At 69.2% G+C, this 14,866-nt stretch carries 10 protein-coding genes; 2 read left to right on the forward strand and 8 right to left on the reverse strand.

The genetic code is table 11. The features are described from left to right. Positions 1–15 precede the first annotated feature (15 nt). The 6 genes from MRBLMI1x_RS00595 to pxpA form a co-directional block, all read right to left on the reverse strand. Positions 16–642 carry a hypothetical protein gene (locus MRBLMI1x_RS00595; RefSeq protein ID WP_363454907.1) on the reverse strand — a complete coding sequence of 209 codons (627 nt, stop codon included), beginning with the start codon at positions 640–642 and terminating at the stop codon, positions 16–18. A gap of 101 nt (positions 643–743) precedes the next feature. Further along, positions 744–4,619: a DNA-directed RNA polymerase subunit beta' gene (gene rpoC, locus MRBLMI1x_RS00600; RefSeq protein ID WP_018187374.1), complete on the reverse strand. Its 3,876-nt coding sequence runs from the start codon at positions 4,617–4,619 to the stop codon at positions 744–746. 41 nt (positions 4,620–4,660) lie between these two features. Then, positions 4,661–8,158, reverse strand: coding sequence for a DNA-directed RNA polymerase subunit beta (locus MRBLMI1x_RS00605; RefSeq protein WP_018187375.1), 3,498 nt, complete (start codon positions 8,156–8,158; stop codon positions 4,661–4,663). A 237-nt stretch (positions 8,159–8,395) separates the two neighbouring features. Further along, on the reverse strand, positions 8,396–8,980 hold the full coding sequence (locus MRBLMI1x_RS00610) for a hypothetical protein (protein ID WP_018187376.1): 585 nt from the start codon (positions 8,978–8,980) through the stop codon (positions 8,396–8,398). Positions 8,981–9,007: 27 nt separating this feature from the next. Next, the gene (locus MRBLMI1x_RS00615) at positions 9,008–10,549 is read right to left on the reverse strand and encodes a 5-oxoprolinase/urea amidolyase family protein (RefSeq protein WP_363454912.1); all 1,542 of its coding nucleotides are present in this window, start codon (positions 10,547–10,549) and stop codon (positions 9,008–9,010) included. Further along, on the reverse strand, positions 10,543–11,298 hold the full coding sequence (gene pxpA / locus MRBLMI1x_RS00620; protein ID WP_363454915.1) for a 5-oxoprolinase subunit PxpA: 756 nt from the start codon (positions 11,296–11,298) through the stop codon (positions 10,543–10,545). Before pxpA ends, MRBLMI1x_RS00615 begins: the two co-directional genes overlap by 7 nt. Before the next feature lie 130 nt (positions 11,299–11,428). On the opposite strand from pxpA, the gene MRBLMI1x_RS00625 reads away from it, so the two are divergent. Continuing rightward, entirely contained in the window at positions 11,429–12,265 is an 837-nt protein-coding gene (locus MRBLMI1x_RS00625) for an alpha/beta fold hydrolase (protein ID WP_363454918.1), read from the forward strand. A 99-nt stretch (positions 12,266–12,364) separates the two neighbouring features. Continuing rightward, positions 12,365–12,886, forward strand: a complete 522-nt coding sequence (locus MRBLMI1x_RS00630; RefSeq protein ID WP_363454921.1) for a YcxB family protein — start codon at positions 12,365–12,367, stop codon at positions 12,884–12,886. Between the two features lie 67 nt (positions 12,887–12,953). Here the strand turns inward: MRBLMI1x_RS00630 and MRBLMI1x_RS00635 are convergent, their stop codons facing one another. After that, entirely contained in the window at positions 12,954–13,817 is an 864-nt protein-coding gene (locus tag MRBLMI1x_RS00635; protein WP_363454924.1) for a DNA-methyltransferase, read from the reverse strand. Beyond that, positions 13,814–14,863, reverse strand: a complete 1,050-nt coding sequence (locus MRBLMI1x_RS00640) for a lipoate--protein ligase family protein (protein WP_018187382.1) — start codon at positions 14,861–14,863, stop codon at positions 13,814–13,816. Before MRBLMI1x_RS00640 ends, MRBLMI1x_RS00635 begins: the two co-directional genes overlap by 4 nt. Between the last annotated feature and the right edge of the window lie 3 nt (positions 14,864–14,866).

A 14,866-nucleotide genomic window follows, 5' to 3' on the forward strand; every position in this document is an offset into this window, starting at 1 on the left:
TCCGGGGCTGAGGGCTCACCCCTCGGCCGGCCACACCGCATCCGCCACGCCTTCGGCGTACCGGGACGGATGCCACGCCTGCTGCGACGTCGACAGCCACCGGCCACCGCCCGCCTCGACCGACTCGACCAGATCGCCGTCCGTGCGTTCGCATCGGACGCGCCCGTCGTCGTCGGCGCACGTGAACCCCTTGGCGGGGAGGGATGCGGCAGCGATGGCCCCGGCATCCGTCGGCACGGTCGCGACCGTCGTCGAGATCTCACCCGCATCGGACGTCCAGCGACACGTGAGGACGACCGCGGGCTGGAGCGCGGCCACGACGTCCTTCGCAGTCGAGACGGGTGGGTCCGTCGACGCGGTGACCACGGCGCCGTCGGTCTGCCGCAGGACCGCCCACGCGGCGTCGTTGTAGAGGTCGCGGCAGCCTTGCGGCGATGACGCGGCACCGGAGGCGCTCGATGCCCCGGGCGACGGAGCCCCGGCACCGTCGGACCCGTCCGACGTCCGTCCGCTCTGCGCGAGCCACTGCGACGCCACCGGGAACATCGGGATCGCGAGGACGAGCAACGTCACGACGATCGCCGCGCTGACGATGCCGACGAACCATGCGAAAGCGGCGTTGCGCCCACCCACCCGTGCCATGCGTCCACGGTAGTGGCCCCGCCGCGCCACCTCCGCGCGGCAACGCCGAAGGCCCCCGGGAACGAGTCCCAGGGGCCTTCGGTCAGACGATCACACCTCGGTCAGTTGTAGCTGCCGGGGGTGAAGTCGTCGGTCGAGAAGCTGTCGAAGTCGACGTAGCTCAGGTCGGCGTCGCTGTACGCACCGTCCGAGGCGAAGATGCGGTTGGGGTACCGCTCGCTCTTGGCCTCCTCCGTCGCCTCGACCACGACGTTGCGGTACTTCGCAAGGCCGGTGCCGGCGGGGATGAGCTTTCCGATGATGACGTTCTCCTTGAGGCCGACGAGCGGGTCGCTCTTGCCCTCCATGGCCGCCTGCGTGAGGACGCGGGTGGTCTCCTGGAACGACGCGGCCGAGAGCCACGATTCGGTCGCGAGCGACGCCTTCGTGATACCCATCAGCTCGGGACGACCCGACGCGGGGCGCTTGCCCGCGGCGACCGCTTCGCGGTTCATCTGCTGGTAGCGCTTGAAGTCCACCAGCTCACCGGGCAGCAGGTCCGTCTCGCCGTGGTCGACGACCGTGACCTTGCGCAGCATCTGGCGCACGATGACCTCGATGTGCTTGTCGTGGATCGGCACACCCTGCGAGCGGTAGACGCCCTGCACGCCGCCGACGAGGTACTTCTGCACCTCGCGGGCACCCATGACACGCATGACCTCCTTGGGGTCGAGCGTGCCGACCTGCAGGGGCTGACCGACCTCGACGCGCTGGCCGTCCTCGACGAGGAGGGTGGCGCGCTTGAGGACCGGGTAGACGTGCGGCTCGTCGCCGTTGTCCGGAGTCAGGATGAGCTTCTTGGCCTTGTCGGTCTCATCGATCTTGATGACACCGTCGGCCTCGGCGATCGGGGACGCACCCTTGGGGGTACGAGCCTCGAACAGCTCCTGGACACGGGGCAGACCCTGGGTGATGTCGTCCGCCGATGCCGAACCACCGGTGTGGAACGTACGCATCGTCAGCTGGGTACCGGGCTCACCGATCGACTGAGCGGCGATGATGCCGACGGCCTCGCCGATGTCGACGAGCTTGCCGCTGGCCAGCGAACGGCCGTAGCACTTCGCGCAGACACCGACGGCCGAGTCGCAGGTCAGGACCGAGCGCACCTTGATGCTCTCGATGCCACCGGCGACCAGCTTGTCGATGAGGACGTCGCCCACGTCGTCGCCGGCCTCGGCCAGGACGGTGCCCTGAGCGTCGACCACAGCGGCGGCGAGGGTACGGGCGAACACCGAGTTCTCGACGTTCGCGTCGCGGACGAGCTCGCCGTCGGCGCCGGGAGCGGCGATCGTGAACTCGAGACCCTTGGTCGTGCCGCAGTCCTCCTCGCGGATGATGACATCCTGCGAGACGTCGACGAGACGACGCGTGAGGTACCCCGAGTCCGCCGTACGGAGGGCCGTGTCGGCCAGACCCTTGCGGGCACCGTGCGTCGCGATGAAGTACTCCGCCACCGACAGACCCTCGCGGTACGAGGAGATGATCGGACGGGGGATGATCTCACCCTTGGGGTTGTTCACCAGGCCTCGCATACCCGCGATGTTGCGGATCTGCAGCCAGTTACCACGGGCACCCGAGCTCACCATGCGGTTGATGGTGTTGTCGGCCGGGAAGTTGTCCCGCATCGCCTTCTGGACCTCGTCGGTCGCCTCGGTCCAAATCTTGATGAGCTCCTGACGACGCTCGGCGTCGGTCGTGAGGCCCTTCTCGAACTGGCCCTGGACCTTCGCTGCCTGCTTCTCGTAGGCGGCGACGATCTCCTTCTTGTTCGGCGGCGTGAGGACGTCGCTGAGGGCGACGGTCACACCCGAACGAGTGGCCCAGTAGAAGCCGGCGTCCTTGATCCGGTCGAGGGATGCCGCGACCTCGGTCTTCGGGTACTCCTCAGCCAGCTTGTTGACGATCTGCGACAGCTTGCCCTTGTCGGCCTGCTCGCGAACGAACGGGTAGCCCTTGGGGAGGGTGTCGTTGAAGATCGCCTGGCCGAGCGAGGCATCCACCAGACCGTGACGCTCGTAGCCCTCCGGAGCCTCCCCCTCGAGGAAGGTCAGGCCGGGGACGCGGATGCGGACCTTGGCCTGCAGGTCGAGGGTGCCCTCGTCCTTGGCCAGGATGGCCTCGCCGACGGAACCGAACACACGGCCCTCACCGGCAGCGCCCTCCTTGAGGGTCGTCAGGTGGTGCAGACCGATGATCATGTCCTGCGAGGGCAGGGTGACCGGACGGCCGTCAGACGGCTTGAGGATGTTGTTCGAGGCGAGCATCAGCACGCGGGCCTCGGCCTGAGCCTCGACCGACAGCGGCAGGTGCACGGCCATCTGGTCACCGTCGAAGTCCGCGTTGAAGGCGGCGCAGACGAGCGGGTGGAGCTGGATGGCCTTGCCCTCGACGAGCTGCGGCTCGAACGCCTGGATGCCGAGGCGGTGCAGCGTGGGCGCACGGTTCAGCAGAACCGGACGCTCGCGGATGATCTCCTCGAGCACGTCCCAGACCTCGGGACGGGTGCGCTCGACGGCGCGCTTGGCGGCCTTGATGTTCTGCGAGTGACCGAGGTCGATCAGGCGCTTGATGACGAACGGCTTGAAGAGCTCCAGCGCCATCTGCTTGGGCAGACCACACTGGTGCAGCTTCAGCTGCGGGCCGACGATGATGACCGAACGGCCCGAGTAGTCGACGCGCTTGCCGAGCAGGTTCTGGCGGAAACGACCCTGCTTACCCTTCAGCATGTCGCTGAGGGACTTCAGGGCGCGGTTGCCGGTACCGGTGACGGGACGACCGCGGCGGCCGTTGTCGAACAGGGCGTCGACGGCCTCCTGCAGCATCCGCTTCTCGTTGTTGACGATGATCTCGGGGGCACCGAGGTCGATCAGGCGACGGAGACGGTTGTTGCGGTTGATCACGCGACGGTACAGGTCGTTCAGGTCGGACGTGGCGAAACGGCCACCGTCGAGCTGGACCATGGGGCGGAGCTCCGGCGGGATGACCGGGACGACGTCCAGGACCATCGATGCGGGGCTCATACCCGTCGACAGGAACGAGTTGACGACCTTCAGACGCTTGATCGCACGGATCTTGCGCTGGCCCTTGCCCTCGGAGATCTGCAGGTGGAGCGACTCGGCCTCAGCGGCCAGGTCGAACGCCAGCAGGCGACGCTTGATCGACTCCGCGCCCATGTAGGCCTCGAAGTACTGACCGAAGCGGTCCTGCAGCTCCTGGAAGATGTCGTCTTCCTGCTTGAGCTGACCGACCTCGAGACCGCGGAACTCGTCCCACATCCGCTCGAGCTTGGCGACCTGCTCGTCGCCGCGCTTGCGGATCGTGGTCATCTCCTTCTCGGCGGCGTCCTTGGCCTTCTTCTTCTGGTCGGCCTTGGCTCCTTCCGCCTCGAGGGCGGCGAGCTCGTCTTCCAGCTTCTGCAGGCGGTCGGCGACGCGAGCGTCACGACGGTCGGCGATGTTCTTGATCTCGAGGCGGAGGTTCGCCTCGTGGGTCGGGAGGTCGCGGTGACGCGCATCCTCGTCGACCGAGATCACCATGTAGGCGGCGAAGTAGATGACCTTCTCGAGGTCCTTCGGCGCCATGTCCAGCAGGTATCCGAGGCGCGAGGGAACGCCCTTGAAGTACCAGATGTGGGTGACGGGGGCGGCGAGCTCGATGTGGCCCATGCGCTCACGACGGACGGAGGACTTGGTGACCTCCACGCCGCAGCGCTCGCAGACGATGCCCTTGAAGCGGACGCGCTTGTACTTGCCGCAGGCGCACTCCCAGTCGCGCGAAGGTCCGAAGATCTGCTCTCCGAAGAGGCCGTCCTTCTCGGGCTTCAGGGTGCGGTAGTTGATGGTTTCGGGCTTCTTGACCTCGCCGAAGGACCAACGACGGATGTCGTCGGCGGTGGCGAGACCGATGCGAAGCTGATCGAAGGTGTGTGACTCGAGCACTGATTCTCCTGTGTCGGAATTCTGTTCGTTGCCGGTACGGGTCAGATCTCGTCGATCGACGTCGACTCGAACCGGGTGGAGATGTTGATGCCGAGCTCTTCCGCTGCACGGAAGGCCTCGTCGTCACTGTCACGCAGGTTCACCTCGGTGCCGTCGGCCGAGAGGACCTCGACGTTCAGGCAGAGGGACTGCATCTCCTTCATGAGGACCTTGAACGACTCCGGGATGCCGGGCTCCTGGATGTTCTCGCCCTTGACGATCGCTTCGTAGACCTTGACGCGGCCCACGATGTCGTCGGACTTGATCGTCAGCAGCTCCTGCAGCGCGTATGCGGCGCCGTAGGCCTCGAGCGCCCAGACCTCCATCTCACCGAAGCGCTGGCCACCGAACTGGGCCTTACCGCCGAGCGGCTGCTGGGTGATCATCGAGTAGGGGCCCGTCGAGCGTGCGTGGATCTTGTCGTCGACAAGGTGGTGCAGCTTCAGGATGTACATGTAACCGACCGAGATGCCGGCCGGGAACGGCTCACCGGAGCGACCGTCGAACAGCTTCGCCTTGCCGGAGCTGTCGATGAGACGCTCTCCGTCGCGGGTCAGGTTCGTGGAGTCGAGGAGACCAGCGATCTCCTCCTCGAACGCGCCGTCGAACACCGGGGTGGCGACCTTCGTGCCGGGAGCGGCCTCGCGAGCCTGCTCGGGGAGCTTCGCAGCCCACTCCGGCGAGCCGTCGACCTTCCAGCCCTGCTTCGCGACCCATCCGAGGTGGGTCTCGAGGACCTGGCCGAAGTTCATTCGACCGGGGATGCCGAGCGGGTTGAGGACGACGTCGACCGGGGTGCCGTCCGCCATGAACGGCATGTCCTCGACGGGCAGGATCTTCGCGATGACGCCCTTGTTGCCGTGACGACCGGCGAGCTTGTCGCCCGCGGTGATCTTGCGCTTCTGGGCGATGTAGACCACGACGCGGCGGTTGACGCCCGAGCCGAGCTCGTCGTCGCCGTCCTCGGCGTTGAACTCCTTGACGGCGATGATCGTGCCCTGCTCACCGTGGGGAACCTTCAGCGAGGTGTCACGGACTTCGCGGCTCTTCTCGTTGAAGATCGCGCGGAGCAGGCGCTCCTCGGCCGAGAGCTCGGTCTCGCCCTTGGGCGTGACCTTGCCGACGAGGATGTCGCCGGGACGCACCTCGGCGCCGATGCGGATGATGCCGCGCTCGTCGAGGTCCTTCAGCAGGTCGGGGCTGACGTTGGGGAGGTCACGGGTGATCTCCTCCTTGCCCAGCTTGGTGTCGCGAGCGTCGACCTCGTACTCCTCGATGTGGATCGAGGAGAGGGTGTCGTTCTTGACGAGCTCCTGGCTGAGGATGATCGCGTCCTCGAAGTTGTGACCCTCCCACGTCATGAACGCGACGAGGAGGTTCTTGCCGAGGGCGAGTTCACCCTCCTCGGTGGCGGGACCGTCGGCGATGACCTCGCCGACCTCGACGCGCTCACCGGCCGAGACCACGACGCGCTGGTTGTACGACGTGCCCTGGTTGGAGCGGTCGAACTTCCGGAGGAAGTAGTCCTGCGTGCCACCCTCGTCAAGCTGGACGGTGACGACGTCGGCCGAGACCTCGGAGACGACACCGGCCTTCTGAGCCGTGAGGACGTCACCCGCGTCGATGGCGGCGTAGCCCTCCATACCGGTGCCGACGATCGGCGACTCGCTGCGCAGCAGCGGGACGGCCTGACGCTGCATGTTCGCACCCATGAGGGCGCGGTTCGCGTCGTCGTGCTCGAGGAACGGGATGAGCGAGGTCGCGACCGACACCATCTGGCGCGGCGAGACATCCATGTAGCCGATCTCGTCGACGGGGAACAGGTCGACCTCGCCACCCTGACCGCGACGGGCCAGGATGCGGTCGTTGACGAACGTGCCGTCGGCGTTGAGCTCGACACCGGCCTGGGCCACGACGTAGTCGGCCTCTTCAGCCGCCGTCAGGTAGTCGATCTGGTCGGTGACCTTGTTGCCCACGACGCGGCGGTACGGCGTCTCGATGAAGCCGAACGCGTTGATGCGAGCGAACGATGCGAGCGAACCGATCAGGCCGATGTTCGGGCCTTCCGGGGTCTCGATCGGGCACATGCGGCCGTAGTGCGAGGGGTGGACGTCACGGACCTCGACGCCGGCGCGCTCACGCGACAGACCACCGGGGCCGAGCGCCGACAGGCGACGCTTGTGGGTCAGACCCGCGAGCGGGTTGTTCTGGTCCATGAACTGCGACAGCTGCGAGGTTCCGAAGAACTCCTTGATCGCGGCCACGACGGGGCGGACGTTGATCAGGGTCTGCGGCGTGATCGCCTCGATGTCCTGCGTGGTCATGCGCTCGCGGACGACGCGCTCCATGCGGGACAGACCGGTGCGGACCTGGTTCTGGATGAGCTCGCCGACGGCACGGATGCGACGGTTGCCGAAGTTGTCGATGTCATCGACGTCCAGGCGGATCTCGGCGGGCTTGCCGCTGCGGACGCCGTCGTAGCTGACGTCGCCGCGGTGCAGACGGACGAGATACTTGATCGTCGCGACGATGTCCTCGACGGTCAGGACCGAGTCACTGAGGGCCTTGTCGATGCCCAGCTTCTGGTTGATCTTGTAGCGACCGACCTTGGCGAGGTCGTAGCGCTTCGAGTTGAAGTAGAAGTTGTCCAGCAGCGCGCGGGCGGCCTCGGCGGCGACCTGCTCGCCCGGACGGAGCTTGCGGTAGATGTCGCGGAGCGCATCTTCCTTCGTGAGGATGGTGTCCTTCTCGAGGGTCTCCTCGATCGAGCTGAAGCCCGCGAACTCCTGCATGATGTCTTCGCTCGACAGGCCGAGGGCCTTCAGGAAGACGGTGACCGACTGCTTGCGCTTGCGGTCGATGCGGACGCCGACCTGGTCGCGCTTGTCGATCTCGAACTCGAGCCACGCACCGCGGCTCGGGATGACGCGCGCCGAAACGATGTCCTTGTCGGAGGTCTTGTCGGGCGTCTTGTCGAAGTAGACACCGGGCGAACGCACGAGCTGCGAGACGACGACGCGCTCGGTGCCGTTGATGATGAACGTGCCCTTGGCGGTCTGGAGCGGGAAGTCACCCATGAAGACCGTCTGCGTCTTGATCTCACCCGTGAGGTGGTTCATGAACTCGGCCTCGACGTAGAGCGGGGCGGCGTAGGTCTTGCCGCGCTCCTTGCACTCCTCGATGGAGTACTTCTCGGGCTCGAGGTACGGGTTCGTGAACGAGAGCTGCATGGTCTCGCCCAGGTCCTCGATCGGCGAGATCTCTTCGAAGATCTCCTCGAGGCCGCTGATCTCGGGCACGTCGGTGCGGCCCTCGGCCTGCGCCTGAGCGACGCGTGCCTTCCATGCCTCGTTGCCGACGAGCCAGTCGAACGACTCGGTCTGCAGCGCGAGGAGGTCAGGGACCTCCAGCGTGTCGGAGATCTTGGCGAACGAGAGGCGGGATGCTCCGCGACCGTTCTTGTTGGTGGTGGTGGAAGTTGCGTTGCGCGCAGCAGCCAAGGGGATTACCTCCGTGAGCCCGGGGAGGGCTGGTTTTCCTTGTCGTCAGGTGGAGTACTCCCGTCAACGCCTGCGGCGCGCGCCGACGGAGACCGTCGGGGGCGCAGGCACAAGCCGACCACCATATGAGGGCAAGTAGAGGGGAGCGCAACTACCCACTATAGGACGCGCGACGCGCCGTGTCCAGTCGAATCGTTGACGAGTTCGACGGGCTGCGGTATAACTCGCGGGCGTGGGTCAGGTCCACTGCCAGGTCACGAGGACGGACTGCGCGAGGGCGTCCCGTTCCTCCTGCGACTTCTCCACATCCGACGCGAACGTCACGATGTAGGTCTGTCCCGCGTTGACCAGGTAGAACTGGTCGATCACGTAGGGCGTCTCCCCCTGCTCGACGCGTGCCGACAGGTGGGCCGACTCGGAGCCGGCTGCCGTGACGCGCTCGAGCGCCTTCACGTCGGACGCGCCGGCCTCCTCGAGCTGGGCGACCCCCGCTTCCTCGACCTGCTCGGAGGTCACCTCTCCCCCGGGGGAGACCAGGATGTTGACGTTGTCGCGGTAGCCGTCCTCGATGGTCAGGTCGGCCGCGAAGGTCGTCTCGTCGAAGCCGTCGGGAGCACCGTCGGGGTAGCCCCATCCCTCGGGCAGGGTCAGTGTGTACTGCTCGGCGGTGATCACTTCGCCCGACGCCGGCGCGAACTCGACGGCGTCGCTCTCGGGAGCCGCCTGGCTCGACTCGGCGGGCGGAGCGGACTCCGCGGCGCATCCGGCGAGACCCAGTCCCGCCAGGAGCAGGAGGACGGCGGAGGCGCGGCGGAGGGACATGCCGCCGACCCTACGCGGCGAGGCGTGTCACCGGCGGGGGCTTGCGCTCCGCAACAGAAGATGAGAGCCCGGCCGAGCCTGCGCGAGTGCCGCCCGGCCGGCCGCCGTGATGACACCGATCACGGGGTATCCACCCGTGACCGGACCGTCGGGACCGAGGATCACCGGGACGCCGTCGGGCGGCACCTGCACGGCGCCCGGCAGCATCCCCTCACTCGGGAGCTCGCGCCCCACCGCGTCCGGCGTCCGCGCGAGCGACGGACCGTCGAGGCGGATGCCGACGCGATCCGCCCGCGCCCCGACCACCCACCGGCTCTCGACGAGCGCCCGACGCGCCTCGGGGGTGAACCACGCTGCGCGAGGCCCCGCGGCGATCGCGATCTCGAGCACATCGGCCGGCGGCGTCCACGGCCAGAGGTCCACTGCGGGGACCGGATGCCGCGCGGCATCCGCCGTCGCGACCGCGTCGCCCGCGCGCAGCGGCGCCGGCCCGAGACCGGCGAGCGAGTCGGTCGCGGCCGACCCGAGCGCCGCTGCCGCGGCGACACCGCCGCGCACGGCCAGGACCGCGCGCACGCCGGCCCGGAACGCGCCGATCGAGAGGTCGGTGCCGGCCGGCCACGGCACCGGGCGGTAGGCGTCGACGTCACGGTCGGCGATGCGGACCGGGCCCCACGCACCCGTCACGGCGATCCAGAGATCGCGGGAGGAGGTCGCGCGGAACCCGCCCAGGGTGATCTCGATCGCCGAAGCACCCTCGGCGTTGCCGACGAGCCGGTTCGCAGCCGCGAACGCTGGACGGTCAGCCGCTCCCGAGAGGGCGATCCCGTCGGCCAGGCGTCCGGGGCGACCGGCATCCTGCACCGTCGCGAGGGCGCCCGGGTCGACGACGTCGAACGCGGGGGCTCCCGCCGGCCGGACGGCCTGCGCGGGCGCGGCGACGGCCACCGAGGCGACGCGGCGGAACCGCACGAGCGTTCCGGGGTGGAGGAGGACGGACTCGGCAGCGGCGGGGTCGAACAGGGGCGCGTCCGTCGTGCCGATCAGCTGCCACCCGCCGGGGGTCTCGCGCGGGTAGGCGCCGGTGAACCCGCCGGCGAGCGCCACCGCGCCGCGGGGCACGCGGGTGCGCGGCGTCGCCCGTCGCGGCATGTCGAGGTTCCAGTCGTCGCTGACGAGGTACCCGAACCCGGGTGCGAAGCCGGTGAACGCGACGCGCCACCGCGCCGCGAGGTGCCGCCCGATGAGCGCGTCGGGTGAGAGACCGACGAGGGATGCCGCCTCGGCGAGGTCCGGGCCGTCGTAGGCGACGGGCAGCTCGACCTCGGTCTGCGCCGGCGCCGTGCCGGCGCGCCTCTCGGCGCTCTCCCCCGCCGTGATCCAGGTGCGGGCTGCGGACAGCGGGAGGACGGCGGTGTCGACGTGCACGAGCACCGTCCGCGCCGCCGGGACCAGATCGAGCACGCCGGGCGGGGCCGCGTCGGCGAGTCGCGCATGGAGGTCGAGGACATCCGCGAGCCCGCCGACCTCGACGAGGAGCGCGCTGTCGCCGAACGGGCGGATCACCACGGGGCGCGCACCGCGACCCCCGCCGTGTCGAGCGCGGCCCGCACCGCCCGCGCCATGGCGACCGACCCCGCGGTGTCGCCGTGCAGGCACAGGGAGGCCGCCTGCACGCGGAGCATCGACCCGTCGACCGCGTCGACCAGCCCGTCGCCGGCGAGCCGGGCCGCCCGCGCGGCGACCGCGTCGGCGTCGTGCAGCAGCGCGCCCGCTTCGCCGCGGGGCACGAGCGCGCCGGACGGCAGGTAGCCGCGGTCGAGGAACGCCTCGACGAGGAACGGGATGCCGCGGGCCGCCGCGGCCTCAACGACGACACCCGGCATCCCGAGCAACGGCAGCGGCCTGCCGAGATCGTGGGCGATGTCGGCCACGGCGGCCACGACGGCCTCCGCCGACGCGGAATCGACCGTGACGGAGTGGTAGAGCGCACCGTGCGGCTTCACGTAGCGGAGGTCGGCGCCGGCGGCGACGAGCGCGCCGATCTGCTCGCGCACCTGCGTGCGGAGGAGGTCGGGCGCGACGGCGCGCGTGACACGGCCGAAGCCGGCCCGATCGACGAAGGAGGGATGTGCGCCCACGGCGACGCCCGCAGCCGTCGCGCGGGCGACGGCATCCGTCATCGACGCGGCGTCACCGGCGTGTCCGCCGCAGGCCACCGACGCGCTGGAGACGACCGCGAACATCGCCTCGTCGTCGGCGGTCGGCACGCCGTCGACGGTCTCACCGAGGTCCGCGTTCAGGTCGATCGACGCCATGAGGCCACGGTACCGGTGGTCGTGCGGTGAACGACGGACGAAGGATCCGTCAACCGCTGGTCGGGCAGCCGCGCGGACCGTAGCGTCGAGGTGTCGCCGGAGGTCCGCTCCGGCTGGAAGGAGAGCCGCTGTGGCGCACATCACCGTGGGGACCGAGAACTCGGTCGACGTCGACATCTTCTACACCGATCAGGGATCGGGCCAGCCCGTCGTGCTGATCCACGGGTTCCCCCTGAACGGGGAGTCCTGGGGCAAGCAGCAGGCCGCGCTCCTCGAGGCCGGTTACCGCGTCATCGCCTACGACCGCCGTGGGTTCGGCGCGTCGACGAAGACGGCGTCGGGCTCGGACTACGACACCTTCGCCGCCGACCTGCACGCGCTCATCGAGGAACTCGAGCTCACCGACGCGGTGCTCGTCGGCTTCTCGATGGGAACCGGCGAGATCGCACGCTACCTGTCGCGCTACGGCGCGGACCGCATCGCCAAGGTCGCCTTCCTCGGCTCGCTCGAGCCGTGGCTGCTGAAGACCGACGACAACCCCGACGGCGCCGGCGACCAAGCCTTCTTCGACGGAACGGCGGCTGCCGTCGCCGAGGACCGGTACGCCTTCCTGACCGGGTTCTTCCGGGACTTCTACAACCTCGACGACTACCTCGGGGACCGCATCTCGCAGGAGGCCGTCGACGCGTCGATCGCCGTCGCGAACCAGGCGGGGAACGCCGCCATCGCCGCCGCGCCCCTGACGTGGCCGACCGACTTCCGCGGCGACATCCCCGCCGTCACCGTTCCGGCACTGATCGTCCACGGCACGGCGGACAACATCCTGCCGATCGACGCGACCGCGCGGCGGTTCCGCGAGCTCCTGCCCGAGGCGACGTACGTCGAGATCGAGGGCGCCCCGCACGGCCTGCTGTGGACCCACGGCGCCGAGGTCAACGAGGTGCTGCTCGACTTCCTGCAGGACTGATGCCTCCTGTCGGCAGTCCGCCCGTCGCCGGGTGGGCTGCCGGCGCTGGTGCGTGGACAGGCCGCATGCCACGATGAAGGCACGAGCGAGGGGGTCGCCATGGCGGATGCCGCAGTGCAGGAGACGACGACGGGGAAGTCGATGGTCATCGACCGTGCGGTCACCGCACGCCTGGCACGCGACCATCAGCGGACGAAGGAGCCCGGGCCATGGGCGGCCGGGATCGCCCTGTTCCTCCTGCTCGGCGTCGGGATGTTCGCCCTGAACGGCAACTTCCGCTCCCTCGTGATCGCCGGGTTCTGGGCCGTGGTCCTCGTCATCGCCCTCTTCTCCGTCCGCCGGATGGGGTCGCAGAAACTCGCCCGCGTCATCGAGGGGATCTACCCGCACGGAGACCGCCTCACCGTCGCGGCGACCGACGCCGGCCTGACGGTGACCACCTCGGCCACGAGCCTCACGGTCGCTGCATCCGCCATCTGGCGCGTCTCGACGGCGCCGAACTCGGTCATGGTGCGGATCACCGGACTCACGGGACCGGCGATCATCGTGCCGCGGGAGCTCCTCGACGACGCCGACGTGTCGCGCCTGCGCGCTGCGGCTCCCCGCATCCGTCGCCCCTGACGACGCTCCCCTGTCCCGAACCGCGCCCGCCGACGGCGCGTCGTGACAGGCGAGCGGATGCCGGGGCTCAGCCGACGACGGTCGCCTCGGGGATCCGGGCTCGCATGACGGCGAGCGCCTCGGGGCTGTGGTCGACGAGCACGGCGTCGCGGCCGAGCGCGTGGGCGACCGCGCCGGTCGTCCCCGAGCCGGCGAAGAGGTCGAGCACCCGATCGCCCGGCCGGCTCGACGCCTGCACGATCCGCCGCAGGATGCCCTCGGGCTTCTGGGTCGGGTAGCCGGTCTTCTCCCTCCCCGAGGTCGGGACGATCGTGTGCCACCAGACGTCGGTCGGCAGCTTGCCGCGAGCAGCCTTCTCGGGGGTGACGAGCCCCGGAGCCATGTAGGGCTCTCGGTCGACGGCATCGGAGTCGAAGAAGTACGCCGACGGATCCTTGACGTAGACGAGGATCGTGTCGTGCTTGCTCGGCCAGCGCTTGCGCGACTTCGCGCCGTAGTCGTAGGCCCAGATGATCTCGTTGAGGAAGCACTCCCGACCGAAGACGGCGTCGAGCATGACCTTCGCGTAGTGCGCCTCGCGGTAGTCGAGGTGCACGTAGAGGGTGCCGTCGTCGGCCAGGAGCCGCCACGCCTCGCGCAGCCGCGGCTCGAGGAACCCCCAGTAGTCGTCGAACCGGTCGTCGTACAGCTTCAACGCGCCACGCGTGCGGGCGTAGGAAGCGCCGCGGAAGCCGCCCTTGACCGGACCGACGGCCGGCGCGGGCGCGTCGGGATCGGGCTGCAACCCCGCCGTGCGGACCGCGGACTCGATCGCCCGCTCCTGGGTACGCCCGGTGTTGAAGGGCGGGTCGAGGTAGATGAGCGCGAACGAGGAGTCCGGCAGGCGCCGGGCGACCTCCAGGTTGTCGCCGAGATGGATCTCGACGGTCACGGAACGCGGCGCAGCCAGGCGTCCGTCGAGAACTTCGACTCGACGAGCGCCTCGGCCTCGGCGTACTCCTCCTCGGAGATCGAGCCCGCCTTCGCGCCGTAGAGCGAGGTGAACGTCTCCTTGAAGCGTTCGATGATGTCGGCGCGCGCCATGCCGGTCTGGCTGCGGAGCGGGTCGACGCGCTTGGCCGCCGATGCCGTGCCCTTGTCGGAGAGCTTCTCGCGTCCGATGCGCAGGACCTCGGTCAGCACCTGGCCGTCCATGTCGTAGCTCAGGGTCGCGTGGTGCAGCACTCCCCCGTTGGCGAGGCGCTTCTGCGCCGCGCCGCCGATCTTGCCCTTCGACGATGCGATGTCGTTGAGCGGCTGGTACGTCGCGTCGATCCCGAGCGAGCGCAGCGCGTGCAGCACCCAGTCGTCGAGGAACGCGTAGGAGTCTGCGAAGGTCATGCCCGAGACGAGGGATGCCGGCACGTACAGCGAGTAGGTGACGATCGAGTTCGCGGCCATCAGCATCGCGCCGCCGCCGGAGATGCGTCGGACGACCTGGAAGCCGTGCTTCGCGGCACCCTCGGGGTCGACCTCGTTACGGTACGACTGGAACGATCCGATGACGACGGCGGACTCGTTCCACTCCCAGATGCGGAGCGTGGGGGTGCGTCGACCGTCGCCCACGCGAGCGGTCAGCACCTCGTCGAGCGCGAGGTTCATCGCGGGCGAGACAGCCTTCTCGTGGACGACCTCCCACTCGAACTCGGCCCAGCCCGGCGCGACGATGAGCGCGCGGCGGACGGCGGTGGCGACGGCCTCGGGCGTGAAGCCGAGCAGCTGCGCCCCCTCGGGGAGCGCGCCGCGGACGGCGGCGGCGATCGTCGCGACGTCGGCTTCGACGGGCAGACCCGTCACCGCCGCATCGATGTCGGCCAGCGCGTCGTCGGGTTCGAGGAAGAAGTCGCCCGCGAGGTGGAAGTCCGCGATGCGGCCGTCCTCCACCTCGAGGTCGACGACGACCAGCTTGCCGCCAGGGACCTTGTACTCGCCGTGCATGGT

The organism is Microbacterium sp. LMI1x-1-1.1, from assembly GCF_040676205.1.
Taxonomy (GTDB): Bacteria; Actinomycetota; Actinomycetes; order Actinomycetales; family Microbacteriaceae; genus Microbacterium; species Microbacterium aquilitoris.

Coding starts and splice junctions, on each gene's coding strand:
- MRBLMI1x_RS00595 (WP_363454907.1), bottom strand. CDS start 642: ATGGCACGGGTGGGTGGGCGCAACGCCGCTTTCGCATGGTTCGTCGGC.
- MRBLMI1x_RS00610 (WP_018187376.1), bottom strand. CDS start 8,980: ATGTCCCTCCGCCGCGCCTCCGCCGTCCTCCTGCTCCTGGCGGGACTG.
- pxpA (WP_363454915.1), bottom strand. CDS start 11,298: ATGGCGTCGATCGACCTGAACGCGGACCTCGGTGAGACCGTCGACGGC.
- MRBLMI1x_RS00630 (WP_363454921.1), top strand. CDS start 12,365: ATGGCGGATGCCGCAGTGCAGGAGACGACGACGGGGAAGTCGATGGTC.
- MRBLMI1x_RS00640 (WP_018187382.1), bottom strand. CDS start 14,863: ATGCACGGCGAGTACAAGGTCCCTGGCGGCAAGCTGGTCGTCGTCGAC.